Annotated in this window: 15 protein-coding genes and 1 pseudogene; 8 read left to right on the forward strand and 8 right to left on the reverse strand. The window is 72.6% G+C overall.

Going from position 1 to position 17,933, the window contains the following annotated elements; genetic code table 11:
• Nucleotides 1-116: 116 nt before the first annotated feature.
• Entirely contained in the window at nucleotides 117-902 is a 786-nt protein-coding gene (locus tag SYYSPA8_RS11525) for a calcium-binding protein (RefSeq protein WP_323446994.1), read from the forward strand.
• A 249-nt stretch (nucleotides 903-1,151) separates the two neighbouring features.
• Here the strand turns inward: SYYSPA8_RS11525 and SYYSPA8_RS11530 are convergent, their stop codons facing one another.
• On the reverse strand, nucleotides 1,152-1,937 hold the full coding sequence (locus SYYSPA8_RS11530; RefSeq protein ID WP_323446995.1) for an isopenicillin N synthase family dioxygenase: 786 nt from the start codon (nucleotides 1,935-1,937) through the stop codon (nucleotides 1,152-1,154).
• 49 nt (nucleotides 1,938-1,986) lie between these two features.
• Nucleotides 1,987-2,217, reverse strand: a pseudogene (locus SYYSPA8_RS38335) (2-oxoglutarate and iron-dependent oxygenase domain-containing protein); the annotation flags it as partial.
• A gap of 212 nt (nucleotides 2,218-2,429) precedes the next feature.
• On the opposite strand from SYYSPA8_RS38335, the gene SYYSPA8_RS11535 reads away from it, so the two are divergent.
• Nucleotides 2,430-3,440, forward strand: a complete 1,011-nt coding sequence (locus SYYSPA8_RS11535; protein ID WP_323446996.1) for an Lrp/AsnC family transcriptional regulator — start codon at nucleotides 2,430-2,432, stop codon at nucleotides 3,438-3,440.
• A gap of 22 nt (nucleotides 3,441-3,462) precedes the next feature.
• Here the strand turns inward: SYYSPA8_RS11535 and SYYSPA8_RS11540 are convergent, their stop codons facing one another.
• The 5 genes from SYYSPA8_RS11540 to SYYSPA8_RS11560 all read right to left on the reverse strand — a co-directional run bounded on the left by SYYSPA8_RS11540 (nucleotide 3,463) and on the right by SYYSPA8_RS11560 (nucleotide 9,155).
• On the reverse strand, nucleotides 3,463-4,959 hold the full coding sequence (locus SYYSPA8_RS11540; protein ID WP_323446997.1) for an FG-GAP-like repeat-containing protein: 1,497 nt from the start codon (nucleotides 4,957-4,959) through the stop codon (nucleotides 3,463-3,465).
• A gap of 220 nt (nucleotides 4,960-5,179) precedes the next feature.
• Nucleotides 5,180-6,586, reverse strand: coding sequence for an RNA polymerase sigma factor (locus SYYSPA8_RS11545; protein ID WP_323446998.1), 1,407 nt, complete (start codon nucleotides 6,584-6,586; stop codon nucleotides 5,180-5,182).
• Nucleotides 6,587-6,753: 167 nt separating this feature from the next.
• Nucleotides 6,754-7,173, reverse strand: a complete 420-nt coding sequence (locus tag SYYSPA8_RS11550; RefSeq protein WP_323446999.1) for a YciI family protein — start codon at nucleotides 7,171-7,173, stop codon at nucleotides 6,754-6,756.
• Between the two features lie 234 nt (nucleotides 7,174-7,407).
• The gene (locus SYYSPA8_RS11555; RefSeq protein ID WP_323447000.1) at nucleotides 7,408-8,181 is read right to left on the reverse strand and encodes an ABC transporter permease; all 774 of its coding nucleotides are present in this window, start codon (nucleotides 8,179-8,181) and stop codon (nucleotides 7,408-7,410) included.
• Nucleotides 8,178-9,155, reverse strand: coding sequence for an ATP-binding cassette domain-containing protein (locus SYYSPA8_RS11560; protein ID WP_323447001.1), 978 nt, complete (start codon nucleotides 9,153-9,155; stop codon nucleotides 8,178-8,180). Before SYYSPA8_RS11560 ends, SYYSPA8_RS11555 begins: the two co-directional genes overlap by 4 nt.
• Nucleotides 9,156-9,536: 381 nt before the next feature.
• On the opposite strand from SYYSPA8_RS11560, the gene SYYSPA8_RS11565 reads away from it, so the two are divergent.
• The 6 genes from SYYSPA8_RS11565 to SYYSPA8_RS11590 all read left to right on the forward strand — a co-directional run bounded on the left by SYYSPA8_RS11565 (nucleotide 9,537) and on the right by SYYSPA8_RS11590 (nucleotide 17,311).
• The gene (locus tag SYYSPA8_RS11565) at nucleotides 9,537-10,367 is read left to right on the forward strand and encodes a Stf0 family sulfotransferase (RefSeq protein ID WP_323447002.1); all 831 of its coding nucleotides are present in this window, start codon (nucleotides 9,537-9,539) and stop codon (nucleotides 10,365-10,367) included.
• A 59-nt stretch (nucleotides 10,368-10,426) separates the two neighbouring features.
• Nucleotides 10,427-10,588 (forward strand): hypothetical protein, encoded by a 162-nt coding sequence (locus tag SYYSPA8_RS11570; protein ID WP_323447003.1) that lies wholly within the window; start codon nucleotides 10,427-10,429, stop codon nucleotides 10,586-10,588.
• Between the two features lie 67 nt (nucleotides 10,589-10,655).
• Entirely contained in the window at nucleotides 10,656-12,833 is a 2,178-nt protein-coding gene (locus SYYSPA8_RS11575; protein ID WP_323447004.1) for a B12-binding domain-containing radical SAM protein, read from the forward strand.
• The gene (locus tag SYYSPA8_RS11580) at nucleotides 12,830-14,707 is read left to right on the forward strand and encodes a multinuclear nonheme iron-dependent oxidase (RefSeq protein ID WP_323447005.1); all 1,878 of its coding nucleotides are present in this window, start codon (nucleotides 12,830-12,832) and stop codon (nucleotides 14,705-14,707) included. Before SYYSPA8_RS11575 ends, SYYSPA8_RS11580 begins: the two co-directional genes overlap by 4 nt.
• Nucleotides 14,708-14,712: 5 nt before the next feature.
• The gene (locus tag SYYSPA8_RS11585; protein WP_323447006.1) at nucleotides 14,713-16,647 is read left to right on the forward strand and encodes a RiPP maturation radical SAM C-methyltransferase; all 1,935 of its coding nucleotides are present in this window, start codon (nucleotides 14,713-14,715) and stop codon (nucleotides 16,645-16,647) included.
• Nucleotides 16,637-17,311: a DUF5825 family protein gene (locus tag SYYSPA8_RS11590; protein ID WP_323447007.1), complete on the forward strand. Its 675-nt coding sequence runs from the start codon at nucleotides 16,637-16,639 to the stop codon at nucleotides 17,309-17,311. Before SYYSPA8_RS11585 ends, SYYSPA8_RS11590 begins: the two co-directional genes overlap by 11 nt.
• Nucleotides 17,312-17,408: 97 nt before the next feature.
• Here SYYSPA8_RS11590 and SYYSPA8_RS11595 read toward each other — a convergent pair whose 3' ends face one another.
• Entirely contained in the window at nucleotides 17,409-17,927 is a 519-nt protein-coding gene (locus SYYSPA8_RS11595; RefSeq protein ID WP_323447008.1) for a hypothetical protein, read from the reverse strand.
• Between the last annotated feature and the right edge of the window lie 6 nt (nucleotides 17,928-17,933).

Here is a 17,933-nt window from a genome sequence, read left to right on the forward strand (position 1 = left end):
AACCGTCCGTCCCTCCCGTTTGTCTTGAACTCAGAGCCAACAGGCTGAAATTGGACATCCGGGCACCGGTCGGCGTGCGTCCCGCGCCGCGGAGCCCCCGGGGAACTGGGAATCACATGCGCTTTCGTCTGTCCGCTGGTGTCGCTTCCGGCGCGCTGGCTCTCTCCGCCCTCTCCGTTCCCGCCGCCCAGGCGGACATCGCCACGGGCGAGCGGGCGGCCTCGGCCGGGGTGACGGTCTCGAACGTCGTCGTCAACAAGGGCAAGCCGATTGTCGCGGGCACCCACGCGCGGCAGCGGATCGCCGTGACCTACACGGCCCGCGACGACTCCGGGATCTACTCGGCCGACACCACGCTGTGGCACGGCAGAGGCCCGGCCGCCGCGAACGACTGGATCTTCTCCGACGGTGACACGAAGTGCGGCGCCGGTACCGCCCCCACCTGCACGGCGTACTTCATCGTCGACCCGCAGGAGTTCTACCAGAACAAGATCGCGGGCAATGGCTGGAAGGTCGAGATCGACGTCTACGCGGAGGACTCCGACGACTACAGCAACGCCAACGCCAAGGGCTTCTCCATACTGCGGGCCGCCAAGCTCACCGCCAACGCGTCCCCCGAGCCGGTCCGCAAGGGCAAGACCATCACCGTCACCGGCAGGCTGACCCACGCCAACTGGGAGACGTACAACTACACCGCGTACGGCAGCCAGTCGGTGAAGCTCCAGTTCCGCAAGAAGGGCGCCAAGGACTACAGCACCGTCAAGACCATCAAGTCGGCCAAGAACGGCGACCTGAGCACCACGGTCAAGGCGTCCGCCGACGGCGCCTACCGCTACAGCTTCGCGGGCTCCACCATCACCTCGAAGGTCGACGCCGTGGGCGACACCATCGACGTCCGCTAGTACGGGGGCAGGTAGGTACGCGGTAAGCAGTACGCGGTAGGCGGTCAGGCGGTCACGGGAGATCGTGACCGGTTCCGGGGCACGGCCCCTGGGCGCACGGGGGCGTTCAGGGTCCGTGCCCCGGTCTGTTCGGTGCGGGGTCGGGGTCCGGGGTCCGGGGTCCGGGGTCCGGGGTTCAGGTCCGGGTCCGGGTCCGGCAGGGGAGCGGGCCGACGGCACCGGTGCCCAGGCCGCTGCTCAGGCCGTTGCTCAGGCGTAGATCGCGGCCATCTTCTCCGCGTACCAGCGGCCCGGCGTCATCCCCTCGCCGGGTGGTGCGACGGGTTCACCCGCTGGGACCGGCTGGACCGGCGGGACCGGGGGGACCGACGGTCCGGAGCCGCCGGGCAGGGGGACGGGATCGACCGACGCGTCGTGGTTGGGCAGATGGAAGAAGGGGATGGAGAGCCGGGCGCCCGTGCGGCCCGCCACCGGGTTCACCACCCGGTGCAGGGTCGACACCCACCGGCCGCCGGTCCAGAACGCCATCATGTCGCCGATGTTGATGACGAAGCTGCCCGGCACGAACGGCACATCGCGCCAGCCGCCGTCCCGGTGCCGCACCTGGAGACCGCCGGCGTCGTCCTGGTGGAGGACGGTCAGGTTCCCCCAGTCGGTGTGGGCGCCCTTGCGCAGCTGGCCGGGGAGCGGCGGCACCGTCTGCGGGTAGTAGTAGTTGGCGACGACGGTCGAGACGGGTGCGTCGGTCCGGTCGGCGAAGAAGTCCTCGCCCAGGCCCAGGGCCAGGCCGAACAGCCGCATCAGATCCTGACTGAGGGCCTCCATCGCCCGCATGTACGCGAGCCAGACCGGGCGGAACCCCGCCGGGTCGCCGGGCCAGACATTGACCCGCGTCCAGGGCGCGGAGTCGCCACCGGCCCGGCGGCGGCCCTCGGTGTCGAGATCTCCCAGCACATTCGCGGAGAAGATCTCGCAGAGGTCCGGGGGCGTGTCCAGCCCGATGCCCTTCGCCACGCTCCCGGCGGAGTAGCTCACTCAGTCCGCAGCTGTCGGGTCCCGCGAGGGCCCGGTCCTTCTCCTGCCGGGGCAGCTCGAAGAACTCCCGTGTGGTGGTGTACATGTCCTCGATCAGGGACGGGGACACCCCGTGGCCCACGACGACGAAGAACCCGGACGTCGTACAGGCCCGGTCGATGGCGCGGGCGACCGAGGCGCGGGCGACCGAGGCACGGTCGCTTGACGCACCGTCGCCGGTGGCTGCCGACGACAGATCGATGACGGGGACATACCCGTCCAGAAGGGTGTTATGGCTCATTCTCTTCGTCCTCCTCGGGAAGCGCGAGACGGCTCTCGCACGGGACCGGACCGACCGGGGCCACGGGACCGGACCGACCGGGGCCACGGGCAGGACCGGCCGGGGCCACGGGCAGGACCGGCCGGATGAGGACACTCTTCGCTCCCGTCCGTGTCACCCCCAAGCCCTAGGCTGGAACATGCGGCAATCCGGCGGACGGATGGAGGAGAACGGTGGATTCCGGCACTCAGGCAACCCCGGGCAGGCCGTCGGCACCGGCCGTTCCCAAGGGCGGGGGAGGCCTCGACGACCTCGATCACCGGCTGCTCCACGCCCTCCAGCTCGACGGCCGCGCCCCGTTCAGCCGGGTCGCGCGCGCCCTCGGCACCTCCGAGCACACGGTGGCCCGCCGCTACCGGCGGCTGCGCGGGCTCGGGCTGCGGGTCGTCGGCCGGCCCGTCCCCGCCCGGCTCGGCCTCAGCCGCTGGCTGCTCCGGCTGAGAACCGCGCCCGACGCCGCCGTCCCCCTCGCGGGGGCCCTGGCCCGCCGCCCGGACACCAGCTGGATCACGCTCGCCGCCGGGGGTACGGAGATCCACTGCGCGGTCACCGTCGACGGCCCCGAGGAGCGCGACGCCCTGCTGATGCGGCAGTTGCCCCGTACCCCGCAGGTGCTCTCCGTCGAAGCCCACTGTGTGACACGGTCCTTCATCGGTGACACGAGCACCTGGCACGCCACCCGGGTGACCGGCGCCGGCGCCGGGGCCGACGCGGACCTGGGCGCCGGGGCGGAAGCGCCGCCGCTGCCGCTGACCGCCACCGACCGCGTCCTCCTCGCCGAACTCGCCCGCGACGGCCGCGCGACCCTGCCCGAGCTGGGCGCGGCCACCGGCCGCGCCCCCTCCAGCGTGGGGCGCCGGCTCGACCGCCTCCGGGCCGAGGGCGCGCTGTCCTTCGCCGTGGACTTCGACCCCCGGCACCTCGGCTACCACATGAGCACCCTGCTGTGGCTGCGGGTGGCCCCCGCCCGGCTGCGGGCCGTGGGGGAAGCCCTCGCCACCCACCCCGAGATCCCCTTCGCGGCGGCCACCACCGGTCCCGCGAACCTGGCCGCCGGCGGGGTCTTCCGCACCCCCGGGGAGCTGTACGCCTATCTCGACCGGCGGATCGGCCCGCTGCCCGGAGTCCAGAGCGTCGAGACCTCGCCCACCCTGCGCGAGGTCAAACGGCTCACCGTCGGCTGATGCCGTCCCCGTTCGGTGGAGGTCACTGGGCGAAGGTACGACCCAGCTCGCTCCTCGGCGCGGCCACCGCGCCCAGGGTTCCGTTGCCGAAGGTGACCGAACCTGTCGCCGTCACCCCGGACCTGGTCCCCCTGAACGCCCAGAGCGCGCCCGCGCGCTGGTTCTCGCCGACGGCCGCCACGATCAGATCGGCCCTGCGGTCGCCGTTCATGTCGACCAGTTTGTTGTTCTCGCCGAAGACGTCGAACGCCTCGGACACGCCCGGAACGCCCCTGCTGCTCTGGGTGAGGCGCTTCGCACCGCTGCCGGTGAGGCCCTTCGCGGAACCACGCAGGGTGATCACCGCGCCGGCCCACCGCACTCCGTCCACCTCCTTGGCGAGGACCCCGGCAGCGACGTCCTCGTAACCGTCGCCGTCGATGTCGGCGATCGAGACGCCGGAGCCGAAGTAGTCGTCGGGGACCGCGACACCGGGGATCCCGGGGCTGTCCTGGTTGATCCGGACGGCCTTGCTGCCCACCAGGCCCTTCGCGGAACCGGGGACGTAGCTGAGCATGCCGCCCTTCGCCTGCGGGATGTCGCGGTCGCTGTCGTAGCCGTCGCGGCGGCCCATGACGACATCCGCGTGGCCGTCCCTGTTCACATCGCCCATGTCGAGGTTGTCGCCGCCTTCGAGTGTCCACTTGGCGTCCTTCTTGACCACCTCGTACGTGGGCGAAGGCCCCTGCGGAGTGCCCTTCCACACCGCCAGGTGGCGGGAGTCGGGATTCTCGTAGTAGGTACGTATGGCCGCGATGTCGGTACGGCCGTCGCGGTCGATGTCGCCGGCGGCCAGGTCGCGGTTGAAAAAGAGACCACCGCCGATCAGGCGGGCACCGGAGGCCCGGCCGTCGCGCTGGAACGGGCCCGAGAGCACGAGCAGATTGCCGAAGTCCTCGTTGACGGCGAGATCCTGGTCGCCGTCGCCGTCGAAGTCCCCGATCGCCATGTGCCTGCCTGCTCTGATGTACGGGCCCGGACTGGTCTTCAGAGTCGCCGAGCCGGAGAGGCCCTTCTTCCCACCCCAGATCACCATGACCGTGCCGGTTTCGTGCTCGTCCGTGCCGGTCCTCTCCCCCGGGGAGCTGACGATCAGGTCGGTGTAGCCGTCGCGGTCCAGGTCACCGGTGACCAGGGCCTCGCCGAAGCCGTCCCCGGCGTCGGCGGAGCCCGGGATGTCCGGCAGGTCCTGGTGGAACAACTGCCGCCGCTCGTGCGCGGGCCGTGACTTCGATCCGTACAGCACGGCGACGTGACCCGCCCGCTCCTTGCCGTTCACGGTCCCGCCGGGCGCGGCGACGGCGACATCGCGGTAGCCGTCGCCGTTGAAGTCCTCCGTCTTCGCCACCGCCTTGCGGGGGACGGCGTCGGACGTGGTGGCGGTGGTGGCGGTGGCGGGCGCCGGGGGAGCGGCCAGGGACAGGACGGCCGTGACGGCGGCGGCGAGCACCGGCCCACGACCCACTCGGTATGCGGTCATGTCGGTCCTTCGGGAGCGCGACTCCGGGCGGGCACGGAGGTGTGCGTACCCCGTGCGTACCCCGGCGGGGCGTCGCCCGTGTCTGCTGGACCACCGGGAGGACGAAAGGGTTGTCCGGGTTGCTGTCACGATCCGTATATGTCTTGTTCCGTACGGGTCACGTTCCGTCGGGCCATGTTCCGTGCGGGTGGTATCCCGTACGGGTGGTATTCCGTACGGGTCACGTTTCCTTCGGGTCGCGGGCCGGGCGGTCGAGTGCGGCCAGTCTGCGTTCCAGCACCGTCCGTTCGCGCTCGTTGCCGCACAGCTCCACGGCGCGCTCCAGTTCGGCGCGTGCCTCGCCGGTGCGGCCCAGCCGGATGAGGAGTTCCCCGCGTACGGTCGGCAGGAGATGCGAACGGGCCAGCGCCCCGGAGGCCACCAGCCCGTCCACGATCGTCAGCGCCGGGGCCGGGCCGCGTGCCATCGAGAGGGCCACCGCCCGGTTGAGGTCGACCACCGGCGACGGCGCGAGCCGGCCCAGGGCCTCGTAGAGGAGGACGATCCGCTCCCAGTCCGTCGCGGCCACCGACGGCGCCACGGCGTGGCATTCGGCGATCGCCGCCTGGAGCCCGTACGCGCCCAGGCCCCGGCCGGAACGCTCCGCGCGGGCCAGGGCGGCGCGGCCCCGGCGGATGGCGGCGCGGTCCCAGCGGCGGCGGTTCTGGTGCTCCAGCAGGACCGGTTCGCCGTCCGGTCCGGTACGGGCGGGGAAGCGCGCGGCCGTCAGTTCGAGGAGCGCCAGCAGGCCATTGACCTCGGGTTCGTCCGGAGTCAGCCGGCTCAGTACGCGGGCGAGCCGCTGGGCCTCGCCCGCGAGGTCGAACCGGATCAGCCGGCTGCCCGAGCTGGCCGACGAACCCTCGGTGAAGATCAGGTAGAGCACGCTGAGGACCGAGCCGAGACGTTCGGCACGCTCCTCGGGCGGGGGCACCGCGAACGGCACCCGGGCCGCAGCCAGGGTCTTCTTCGCCCGGGTGATCCGGGCCTGGACGGTGGCGGTCGGGACGAGGAACGCGTTCGCGATCTCATCGCTCGTCAGCCCGCCGACGACCCGCAGGGTGAGCGCCACCCGGGCCTCCCGTGACAGCACCGGGTGGCAGGAGACGAACATCAGCGCCAGGACGTCGTCGTCGATCTGGTCCGGGTCCCACAGCACGTCCCCGCCGCTCCGGTCCTCCCGGTCGTTCCGGTATCCGTCCGGGGCGGCCGAGCCGGGTGGGGCACCCGTGACGATGCCGCCCTCGCCCAGGCCATGGGCGAGGGCGGCGTACCGCTCACCGAGGGCGGCACGTCGGCGGAACGTGTCGATGGCGCGGCGCCGGCCGACGGTGAGCAGCCAGCCCGCCGGGTGGCGGGGGACGCCGTCGCGCGGCCAGGCCACGAGGGCTTCGGCCAGTGCCTCCTGCGCCAGGTCCTCGGCGAGCGCGAAGTCGCCGGTGTAGCGGGCGAGGGCGCCGACGATCCGCGCGGACTCGATCCGCCAGACGGCGGCGACGGCGTCACGGCCGGTGGGTGCGGTGGGGCCGGTGGGGTCAGCAGGCTCGGTGGGGCCGGTGGGGTCAGCGGGCCCGGTGGTGTCGGTCATGGCGGGCCCTCACGAACGTGGCCCGCGCGGCACGTGCGGCCCCTGTGCCTCGTACGGCCCACGCCGACGGTGCCGGCCCCGCCCCGTCCCCCTGCCCCGGAGACTCGGCCGGGACCGGGACCGGGACCGGCACCCCGATCGGGGGGTGCCGGTCCCGTCCGGGCCGCTCAGAGCTGGCCCGTCGCCTCGCGCCACGCCCGCTCCTTCTTGATCCACTCGTTGTCCTGCGGGAACTCGTCGATCGACGACACCCGCCGGATCTCCGTCACAAAGCCGGGCCCGGTGATCGGCGAGCGCCTGGCCCACTCGATCGCCTCCTCCTTCGATGCCACATTGAGGATGTAGAAGCCGCCGAACAGCTCCTTGGTCTCGCCGTACGGGCCGTCGGTGACCACGGGCGGCTCCGACGCGTGGTCCACGACCACTCCCTCGGAGGGGTCGGCGAGCCCTTCCGCCGCGACCAGCACCCCGGCCCGGATCATCTCGTCGTTGTGCCTGCCGACCGTCTCCAGCATCTCGTCGAAGTCGATGGCGCCCATCGCCGCGTAGGCCTCGTCGGTGGCGCGCATGATCAGCATGAACTTCATGGCCGGTCTCCCTGGACTGTCCGGGTCCGCTTCTCGGTCCCTCTCATCCCTAGGTCGAACGGCGGGTGCCGTGGATCGACACGGCCGCCGTTCCCGTGCCGCGAACTGTAACCGCAGGGCCCCGCCCGCGAGCCCCGACGCCCCGGGGGCCTGCCGGAACCGCGCGCCCGGACCCCGCAGTCACGGACCCGGACCCCGCAGTCGCGCGCCGGCCCCGGGAGCGGCCCGTCGCGCCTACCGGCTGAGCGCCCGGAAGCGGCCCACCGCCAGCGGGAAGAAGACCGCCAGCAGGAGCAGCGGCCAGCCGACCGCGAGCAGGACCGCGTGGTCGGCAGCCCAGCCGCCGCCCGTGTCCAGGCCGCCGAGGTCGCGGACCGCCGTGGCCGTCGCGGACAGCGGGTTCCACGGGACCACCGCGCCCAGCCAGCCGGGCATCGCGGTGGGCGACGCGAACGCGGTCGAGAGGAAGCCGACCGGCCAGACGAGGATCTGGACCGCCTGCACCAGCTCCGCCCGGCCCGCCAGCAACGCCAGATGGATCCCGATCCACAGCATGGCGAACCGCATCAGCAGCAGCAGGCCGAACCCGGCGAGGAACGCCGCCGCGCCCCCCTCCCAGCGCCAGCCGAGCGCGGCGCCGACACCGGCCAGTACCAGCAGCGACACCGCCGACTGGAGCATGTCGGCAAGGCTGCGGCCGACCAGGACCGCCGACGAGGCCATCGGCAGGGACCGGAAGCGGTCGATGACGCCCTTGTTGAGGTCCTGGGTCAGGTTCGTCATCGTCGCCTCCAGACCGAAGGCCACGGTCAGAGCGAGGATGCCGGGCATCAGATAGGTGAGGTAGTCACCCGTCACACCCCGGCCGCCGCCCATGAGATAGGCGAACATCAGCAGCATCATCACGGGGAACACGAGCCCGACGAGGACCTGCCACGGCATCCGCGCCCAGCGGGACAGCTCCCGGCGGGTCATCGTCCAGGAGTCGGCGGCGAAGTGCGCGATCATACGGGGACCTCCTGTGTGAGGTGCAGGAACACCTCGTCGAGCGTGGGGCGGCGGACCGTGATGTCCTCGGCTTCGACGGACGCGGCCGACAGACGGCGGACGGCCTCGGTCAGGGCCGCCATCCGGTCGGTGACGGGCACGCTCAGCAGCCGCCGGTCCTCGTCCACGGCCGGCGCCCCGCCGAAGGGCGGCCGCAGCAGATCCGCGACGACGGCCAGATCGGCGGCGTTCCGGAGCACGATGTCGATGCGGTCGCCGGCGAGCCGGGCCTTCAGCTCGTCGGCGGTGCCGTCGGCGATGACCCGGCCGGAGGCGATGACGCTGATCCGGTCGGCGAGTTGATCGGCCTCCTCCAGATACTGGGTGGTCAGCAGCACGGTCGTGCCGCCGCCGACGAGCGAGCGGACCGCGCTCCACACCTCGGCCCGGCCGTGCGGGTCGAGACCGGTCGTCGGCTCGTCCAGGAAGAGCACGTCCGGGTCGGTGATCAGGGAGGCGGCCAGGTCGAGCCGCCGCCGCATGCCGCCGCTGTACGTGGCCACCGCCCGGGTTTTGGTGTCGGTGAGGCCGAACCGCTCCAGCAGCTCCTCCGCCCGGGTACGGGCCCGGCGGGACCCGAGGTGGTGGAGCCGACCGAACATCTCCAGGTTCTGCCGACCGCTCAGCTCCTCGTCCAGCGCCGCGTGCTGCCCGAGGAGCCCGATCCGGCGCCGTACGTCGGCGGCCCGGGTCCGTACGTCGTACCCCGCGACCCGCACCACGCCCTCGTCGTGCCGGAGCAGGGTCGCCATGATGCGCACGGCGGTGGTCTTGCCCGCCCCGTTGGGGCCGAGGACCCCGTGCACGGTGCCGCGCGCGACCGTGAGGTCCAGCCCGTCCAGGGCCTTCTTGCCGGCCTTCTTGTCCCCGTACCTCTTCCGTACGCCCTCGACGGTGATCGCGTCGTGGTCGGTGGTCGTCGTCCGTCCGCCCATCCGTCCCTCCATCCTTCCGGCCGCCCCTCCGCAGAGAGAAGTCAAATTTGACTAATCGGTACCGTAGGGTCTCGTCCGGGATTAGTCAAACTTGATTACAGGGCCGCCGGGGGTGGACCTCACGGGGCGCCCGCCGGGCGGACGGCGGCGCCGGCCGTGGTGACCTCGCCCGGCGCCAACGCCTGCGGACCCGCCAACGCCTGCGGACCCGCCGGGGCCGGCGGCATCCCGGTCAGCAGTGTCGCGGTCTTGCGGTCAACCCGCCGAACCCCCGAGGATCTGTGGCGTCCCCCGACTCCGGTGGACCGGTGACAGGCGCCCGTCCGTACGGCGTCCCGCCCGTACCGCGTCCCTCCCGTGTCCGCCCGAGGAGCCGCCGCCTTGTCCTTGCGCTATCGCACCAACGGCCCGGAATTCGACTTCCCGCCCTTCCCCGGGCCGCCGCCGGTCCGCTATGTCCTGGCGTCAACACCGCGTTGCGGCAGCAATTTGCTCGCCCGTGCGCTCTGGCACACCGGCGTGGCCGGCTTTCCCGAGGACTATCTCGCCGACACCTATGTCCTCGACTACTTCGAACGCTGGGGTTTCACCGCCGAGAACGCCGATGAACTGCCCGCGAGCCATATCCGCGCCCTGATGAAGGTCCGCACCAGCCCCAACGGCGTTTTCGGTATCAAGATCCACGCCGGTCATCTCGCCGATCTGGAGACCGACCCGCACACTCTCCTCTCGTCCCCCCTTTACGTTCGCGTCGAACGCGCGGACCGGCTGCGCCAGGCGATCTCGTACACGATCGCCGAGCAGACCGGCGTATGGATCGTCGACGGAACCCATCTCCCGGCGAGCCGCGCCAGGTCCGAACCCCGCTACGACTACGAGGAGATCGGCCGCCGGCTGCGCATGCTCGACGGCGACGCGGAGACCTGGGACGCGTATGCCGAGCGGTACGGAATCACCCCCCACGTCGTCGTCTACGAAGACCTCGTCGCGCACTACGAGGAAAGCGTCCGCGCGTGCCTCGCCTTTCTCGGCGTGGACGCTCCCCAACACATTCCGCCACCCGGAATCAGCCGCCAGGCCGACGGAACGACGGAGGAGTGGGTCGAGCGCTTTCACCGCGATGCGGGCCGGGACGTGGGCCGGGACGTCGGTCGGGATGCAGGCCGGGATGTGGGCCGGGATGCAGGATTCCGCTTTCCGAGGCGCCGTTGACGCGCGGATTTACCGCGCTATCGTGCCAGATACCCATCACCGTATGCAGGGAGGGACCCATGAGCGCTGTCATGCCCGAGGCCACGATGGACGCCATAGCCGACGAATTCGCCGAGCTGGACGGGCTCGAAGTGATCGAGTCCAGCGAGCTGAAGATCGGCGGTGCGTACCACTCGTACACCTACATCACGTCGAACAACGAGGACGACGTCATCCGCTAGATCCCGTAGCGGATCCCACCAGTTCTCACCGGATCTCAGAGCAGATCCCCACAGCGAGGTGCGTCGAGTGTCGTCCGACGAACAGGCAGACGGCGGTGGCCCGGTCGACACCCTGCTGATTTTTCCGCCGCAGACCGAGGCCAGGTTCTTCCCGTATCTGAGCCTGCCGTACCTCGCCGGTCATCTGCGGCGCCGTGGCCGCCGCGTGCACCAGGCCGATCTGAACATCGGGCTGGTGCACGACGTGCTGCGGCATCCGTGGACGCTGGCCGACGCGGTCGCCGCCCGAGGGGTCACCGGCCTGGCGGGCTGGTACCAGCGGGCGCTGGCCGATGTCGTGATCCGGCACGCCGGCGAGGTCCGCGCCCAGGTCCTGAAGGAGACGGCACAAGCCCGTGCGCAGGCCCAGGCGCAAGCCCGTGCGCAGGCCCGTACGCAGGCTGCGCAGGCCCACGCGCAAGCCCCGGCACCCGCGCCGCACCCGCCGGAGACGGCCGCTCCCGCCGGGGCGTTCGACGCCCTGCGGCTCGCCGGGAACGCCGTCGAACTGCTCGTACGCGACACCTTCCTCGCCCGGACCTGGCCCGACCTCGGGCGACTCGACACCGCCGTGCGCGCCGCCGCCACCGGACCCCCCGCCGCCCACGGGATCGCCGTGGACCGACTGCACCGGCTCCTCGCCCCCCTGCTGACCCGCCACCGGCCCCGGACCGTCGGCCTGTCCGTCGCCTTCTTCAGCCAGCTCGGCCCGGCGCTCCTCATCGCCGCCTGGGTCCGGTCGCTGAGCCCCGGCACCCGCGTCTGCCTCGGCGGCCAGCAGGTGATGCTCCGCCATGAGGACCTGGCCGCCCTCCCCTCGGTCCGCGCGAGCGTCGACGCCCTCTGCTGGACCGCAGGTGAAGAACCCCTGGAGCGCTGGCTCGACGCCCTCGACGGAGACCTCCCGCACGCCGACGTCCCCGGCATGACCTGGATCTCCCCCGACGGTCCCGCCCACCGCGCCACCCGCCCCGTCCGGCTGCGCTTCCGCGACCTCGGCCCGCCCGACTTCGGCGACCTGCCCATCCACGGCTATCTCTCCGGAACCACCCAACTCGCCCTTGTGTCGTGCGTCGGCTGCTACTGGGGCCGCTGCGCCTTCTGCGCGTACGGCAACCGCTCCCTCGCCCCCGGCGCGTACCAGCAGGGCACCGCCGAGCAGATCGCCGACGCCGTCGAGGACGTGGTCCGCGCCACCGGGGTGGAACTCCTCGCGATAGCCGACGAGAACACCAACCTGCGGCTCGTCGCCCGCGCGATGCGACTGGCCAGGGAGCGGGGCATCCGCGTCCGGTTCGATGTGCGCGGCCGTCTCGAACGCTCCCTCACCGACCCGGAGTTCTGCCGTGAACTCGCCGACCTCGGCTGCGCCCAGATCGCCGTCGGGTACGAGGGAACGTCGCAGCGCCTCCTCGACCTCCTGGACCGGGGCGTGCGCGCCGCCGACTACCAGCGGATCCTCGGCAACCTCGCCGACGCGGGCATCACCGTACGGCTCTCCGTGATGGGCCATGTGCTGGACGAGAGCCCGGCGGAGTTCGAGGACTCCCTGACATTCCTCGTGGCCAACCAGGAGCGGATCGGCATCGACGCGCTGGAACTCCTGGTCGCCGAGCCCGGCAGCCGGCTCGCCCGCGACCCCGGGCGCTTCGGCCTCGCCCTGGACACCTCGGGACCGCTCACCGGCAACCCCGAGCTGAACTACCTCTCCGGCCGTGTCGGCTACCCCATGGCGGTCGGCGGCGGCCCGGCGCGGGCCGAGGCGCTGGACCGGCTGGAGCGCGTCTTCCGTACGGTCACCCCGGGCCGCGCGGGCAGGCTCGCCCCGCCGCGCACCGCACCGGGGGCCGGCCCCGGCGCGACGGGGCCGGTCCGACCGTACTCCTGGGTGCGGACCGTCCCCGCCGACGCCGGTCCGACCGGAGCCGGTGCCGGAGCCGGGGGCGCGGCGGACGACCGGATCGTGGTCGCCGACCTCGTCCGGGAGGAGTTCTACGGGCTGCCGCGCCGCGATGTCGAACAGCGCGCGGACGGGCTGCTCGCGGCACGCACCCCGCGCGGGCAGCGGCTGCTGGCCCGGCTGGTCGCCGCGTCGGCGGCCGAGCCCTGCCCCGAGCCCCGTTCCGGCCCCGACCCCGAGTACCAGGCAGTACACCAGGCAACACCCGTGGAGGGGGATGCCGCGTACATGAGGAGACCGTCGTGACCACAGCAGCGCCCGGCACGGTGACCAGACTGGGCCTCGGCCTGGTCATGGACATGCCCTGGGGTGGGGGGAGTCTGGGCAGCCGGGGCGTCGGCTTCGTGGAGACGCCCGACGGCGGGGACATCTCCCCCCGCGTACGTGCCTTCCTCCAACGGCACGGCGGCGACTTCGCGTACGCCTGCCCCTCCTTCCAGCCGCGTTCCCGGGCGGCCGTCCGGGCGGACGACTACCTCCCCGCGTACGACCGCTTCTTCGCCGAGCTGCCCGCCGGGACCGTCCGGGCCCTGCACCAGACCGAGCTGAACATGGGGACCCCCGAACCGTACGACCGGGGACCGGCCATCGACTTCACCAACCGGCTCGCCGAGCGGTACGACCTCGCCTGGGTCGTCGAGGATCTCGGCATCTGGAGCCTGCGCGGCTGCCCGCTGCCCTATCCGCTGCCCCCGCCGCTCACCGGACGCGGCCTGGAGATCGCCACCCGCAACACGGCGGAGGCGGCCCGCCGGCTGGTACCGCCGCTGCACGTCGAGTTCCCCGGGTTCACCGAGGGCGGATCGTTCCGCCTCGGCAGGGCCGACGCCTTCGTCTCCTTCGCCCGGCTGGCCGAGGACGCCGACGTCCACGTCACCCTCGACGTCGGCCATCTCCTCAGCTACCAGTGGCTGCGCGGCCGCACCGGACGGCACATGCTCGACGGGATCGACGCGCTGCCGCTGTCCCGCTGCCGCGAGCTGCATCTGTCGGGATGCCAGATCGTCGGCGGCAAGTTCCGCGATCTGCACCACGGCGTCCTCCTGGACGAACAGCTCGAACTCACCGAGTACCTGCTGCCGCGCTGCCCCGACCTGGTCGCCGTCAGCTACGAGGACCCGATGTTCCGGGACGACGGCCGGCTGGTCGAACGGTCGCGCCGGAACTACGAACGGCTCCGCGCGCTCGCCGGGGCCTGGCGGAAGGGAGAGACGGACCGCCCGGAGACCGACCGCCGGGAGACGGACCGCCGGGAGACGGACCGCCGGGAGACGGGCCGCCCGGAGACCGACGTCCGGGAGGCCATCACCCTCGCACCCCCCGCCCCCCACGCCCCCCACCCCGACGAGGTGCCCCCCGCCGAACAGCTCGACGGCGAACGCCTCACCGACCTGCTCATGCGCCTCTTCCTCGACGGCGACCTCCGCGCCCGCCTCGCCACCGAAGGACCGGCCGCCGTCGCCGCCGACGCCGGTGAGCGGGAGTGCCTGGAGACCGTCGACCTCGAAGAGCTGGACTCCGCCGTACGCCGCTTCCGTTCGCAGATCCGGCGACTCGGCCGCGACGGCGGACTCGCGGCCACCTTCCCCCGCAGCGTGCGCGCCCTCGGACACGACCGCTACAGCGAGGCCGATCTGCTCGACGGCTTCCTCGCCTCCCGGCACTTCGGCGGCTTCCGGCTGCTCCCCTACTGCGGCCCCGGCCTCTCGGCGGAGGAGGCGTACGCGCGCCACCTGCTCGACCTGCCCGAGGCGGCGGACGACCCCGCCGTGCGCGACACCGTCGGCCACGAACTGCTGCTCTCCCTCTTCCCCGCGCTCTGCCACGAGCAGCCCCTGTCGTTCGTGGTCGAAGCCGGGGGAGTCGTCGCGACCGAACGCGGCCACGCGGCCCTCCGCCGGTACGCGCCGGGGACCGTCGCCGGCTGGAACCCCGCGTCTCCCTCTTCCTCGCCTGGTACGACCGACTCGGAGGACACCGTTCCGTACGCCTACTTCGCCACGCCCACCGGCTTCGCCCACGGCCCCGTCTCCGCCCGCGTGGCCACCGCGTTCGAGACCACGCCGACACCCGAGGGCGCCGCCGCGCGCGCCGCGCTCGTCCGGCGCGGGCTGTGGTGACCGGCATGCGCCTCGTCCTGGTGGACATGCCGTGGTCGTCCATCGACATGCCCTCGCTCGCCCTCGGCGTCCTCAAGCGCCGGGTCCTCGACGTCTTCCCCGACGCCGAGGTCACCGTCGTCCACGCCAACATCGACTTCGTGGACTGGCTGGTCGCCCGCACCGGCTTCACCCCGAAGGAGTACGAGTTCTGCGCCAACTCGTACTTCTCCGGACTCAGCGAATGGATCTTCTCGGCGGCGCTGAACGACCGCCCCCGCTGGCAGGTGCCCGAGTTCGCCGCGCGCCTCGCCGGCAAGGTGTCCGACGACGTCCTCACCCGGACCCGCGAACTGCACGAGCTGGCACCGCTGTTCGTACGGGAGACAGCCGCCCGGATCATCGCGGCCGGGCCCGACATCGTCGGGTTCACCACCATGTTCGCCCAGAACGCCGCGACGCTGGCCACCGCCCGCGCCGTCAAGGAACTGGACCCCCGGGTGACCACCGTGCTCGGCGGCGCGAACTGCGACGGACCGCAGGGGGCGGCACTGCACCGGAACTTCCCCTACGTCGACGCCGTCGTCCGGGGCGAGGGCGAGGCCGCGTTCCCGAAGCTGCTCGCCGCCCTCACCGACCCCGGAGCCACGGACACGGGGACGGTCCTCGCCGGCATCGCCGGGCTCTGCTGGCGCACCCCCGACGGCACCTCCGTCGTCAACCCCATGGAGGCCCGCCCGCTGCCGCCGGGAGCGCTCGTACCCCCCGACTTCGGCGACTACTACGAACGGCACGCCCGCTCCGTCGCCGGCTCCTGGGCCGAGCCGAGGCTCGTCCTGGAGGGCTCGCGCGGCTGCTGGTGGGGCGAGAAGCACCACTGCACCTTCTGCGGGCTCAACGGATCGTTCATGACCTTCCGCAGCAAGGACCCGGGCCGGTTCGTGGACGAACTGCTCGCCCTGGTCGAACGCCACCGGATCCTCAATGTCTGGGTCACCGACAACATCCTCGACATGGCCTATCTCGGCTCCGTCGCCCCCCGGCTCGCCGAGTCCGGATACGACCTGCGGATCGGCTACGAGATCAAGTCCAACCTGCGCAGGGAACAGCTCGCGACCCTGCGCGCCGCCGGGGTCAGCCATGTCCAGCCCGGCATCGAGAACCTGAGCAGCCGGGTGCTCGGACTCATGGACAAGGGCGTGACCGGCTGCCTCAACGTCCGCCTCCTGCGGGACGCGGAGACCGTCGGCACCAACGTGAGCTGGAACTACCTCTACGGCTTCCCCGGCGAGGGGGACGACGACTACGCCGGCGTCATCGACCAGCTGCCCGCGCTCCACCACCTCGTACCACCCGCCGGCGCCACCCGGGTCAAGGTCGAGCGCTTCAGCCCGTACTACGAACGGCCGGAACTCGGCTTCGGCCCGCCCCGGCCCGCCGCCCACTACCGGCACATCTACGACCTCCCCGAAACGGAGCTGGCCGACCTCGTCTACATCTTCGACGCGCCCCGGCGCGGCATCACCGACCCCTGTCTCGACCGGCTGCGGCGGGCCGTGGACGACTGGGCCGACGCGTACGAGAGCAGCCGGCTGACCCACTGCGACCTGGGGGAGCGGATCGTCCTCGTGGACACGCGGCCCGGTTTCGACTGGCATGTGCTCGATATCGCCGACCCGTTCGAGGTCACCGTCTTCCGGCTGCTCGACACCCCGCGCAGCCCGGCGGCGCTGGTCCGCAAGGCGGGGGAGGCCCACGAGGGCGTCACCGCCGCGCGGATCGACGGCCTGCTCGCGCGGTGGCGGGCGCTCGGCGTCGTCTTCGAGGAGGGCGGACACGCGATCCACGTCGCCCCCGCCGGCGCCAACCAGGACCTGATGCGGCTGCGCCGGGGCCCGGCCGGGCCGCGCGGGACCCTCGTACCCGCGCTGGCCACGGGGGAGTGTGCCGATGACCGCTGACACATCGGTACGACTGGCGCTGTGGCGCGACCGGGACCCGGCGGCCCGGCGCATCCCCGGCATGTACCTGGGGGAGACCGACCTCCTCGGCGACCCCCTCGACGCGGTGGAGCGGCTCGCCGCGAGCGGCGTCCGCTTCGCCCGGCTGCGGGGCACGGTCGACCTGGCGCAGGCCGAGGCCGGGTCCGGTTCCGGGTCCGGTTCCGGCGGCGCGGCGGCGGTCGCGGCGCTCGTCGTCGTCCGCGAACTCACCGGCCACGGCATCGCCGTCGACTGGACGGTCCGACTGCCCGCCGGGGGCCCCGGCTGGCGCCCACTCGGCCATCTCCACCCGCCGGCGGACGTCCTCGGCGCCGGCGGGGGCGGCGACGTCACGGCCGCCTGGCGGGACACCTTCCACGCCGCGAAGTGCGGCTACCGCCACGGCCCCGGCTTCATCGAGGTCCGCGACCACCGCATGGACACCTTCCGCCGCCTGGTCATCCGCAATCCGCAGCACGAACAGATCGTCGAACCGCTGCTGCGCGGTGTCCCGGCGACCGACCTGGCCGAGGCGGTGTCCACGCGCTACCAGCGCGCGGGCCTGCTCCACCGGGCGGGAGGCCATCTGTGGTGGGCGCCGTACCGGCTCCGGCGCTGGCCGCTCAGTACGACGGTGTCGTAGGCCGGCACTCCGGCACTCCGGCAGTCCGGCAGCCGGACTGCCGGGCAGCCGACAAGCACCGGGAACTGCGCCGGCGCCCGGCGGCCCGGCAGCCCGCTCAGAGCGCCACGAAGGACCAGATCAGGAAGACCACCGGAAACACCAGCAGCAGCTCCGGCACACCCCACCGGACCCACCTCCGGGCCGGATCCGCCCCCTCCGCCCCCTCGTCCCTGTTCGCGGCGAGCCGCTCGCGCAGCTCCTGGCGGGCGGCTCGGGCCCGCGCCCCGTCGAAGACGGAACGCGAGAGCACCCAGGGGTGGATCACCCCGACCCCCTCGATCCACAGCCCCAGGGCCCCGCCCCGCCCGTGCAGCCGGACCCGGGAGAGCGGCGCCCGGTACGAGAAGACCGGATTCCGCACGACGATCGTGTCCTCCTCGCAGTCGACCACCGGCTGCACACCCACCCTGACGAAGAGCCACGAGGTGAACAGGAACAGGGCGATCAGCGCGGCGGTGTCCTCCGCGTTCCCGGAGAAGACCTGGTCGAAGAAGACGATCCAGACGAGTACGGCGGGCTGGGCGACGAGGCCCGCGACCGCCAGGGCGAAGACGAACGAGTTCCTGTAACGCAACGGATT

It is taken from the genome of Streptomyces yaizuensis (genome assembly GCF_034961445.1).
Classification (GTDB): Bacteria; Actinomycetota; Actinomycetes; order Streptomycetales; family Streptomycetaceae; genus Streptomyces; species Streptomyces yaizuensis.

Coding starts and splice junctions, on each gene's coding strand:
- SYYSPA8_RS11560 (WP_323447001.1), bottom strand. CDS start 9,155: ATGGGCGGACGGACGACGACCACCGACCACGACGCGATCACCGTCGAG.
- SYYSPA8_RS11545 (WP_323446998.1), bottom strand. CDS start 6,586: ATGACCGACACCACCGGGCCCGCTGACCCCACCGGCCCCACCGAGCCT.
- SYYSPA8_RS11590 (WP_323447007.1), top strand. CDS start 16,637: ATGACCGCTGACACATCGGTACGACTGGCGCTGTGGCGCGACCGGGAC.
- SYYSPA8_RS11540 (WP_323446997.1), bottom strand. CDS start 4,959: ATGACCGCATACCGAGTGGGTCGTGGGCCGGTGCTCGCCGCCGCCGTC.
- SYYSPA8_RS11525 (WP_323446994.1), top strand. CDS start 117: ATGCGCTTTCGTCTGTCCGCTGGTGTCGCTTCCGGCGCGCTGGCTCTC.
- SYYSPA8_RS11550 (WP_323446999.1), bottom strand. CDS start 7,173: ATGAAGTTCATGCTGATCATGCGCGCCACCGACGAGGCCTACGCGGCG.
- SYYSPA8_RS11555 (WP_323447000.1), bottom strand. CDS start 8,181: ATGATCGCGCACTTCGCCGCCGACTCCTGGACGATGACCCGCCGGGAG.
- SYYSPA8_RS11585 (WP_323447006.1), top strand. CDS start 14,713: ATGCGCCTCGTCCTGGTGGACATGCCGTGGTCGTCCATCGACATGCCC.
- SYYSPA8_RS11570 (WP_323447003.1), top strand. CDS start 10,427: ATGAGCGCTGTCATGCCCGAGGCCACGATGGACGCCATAGCCGACGAA.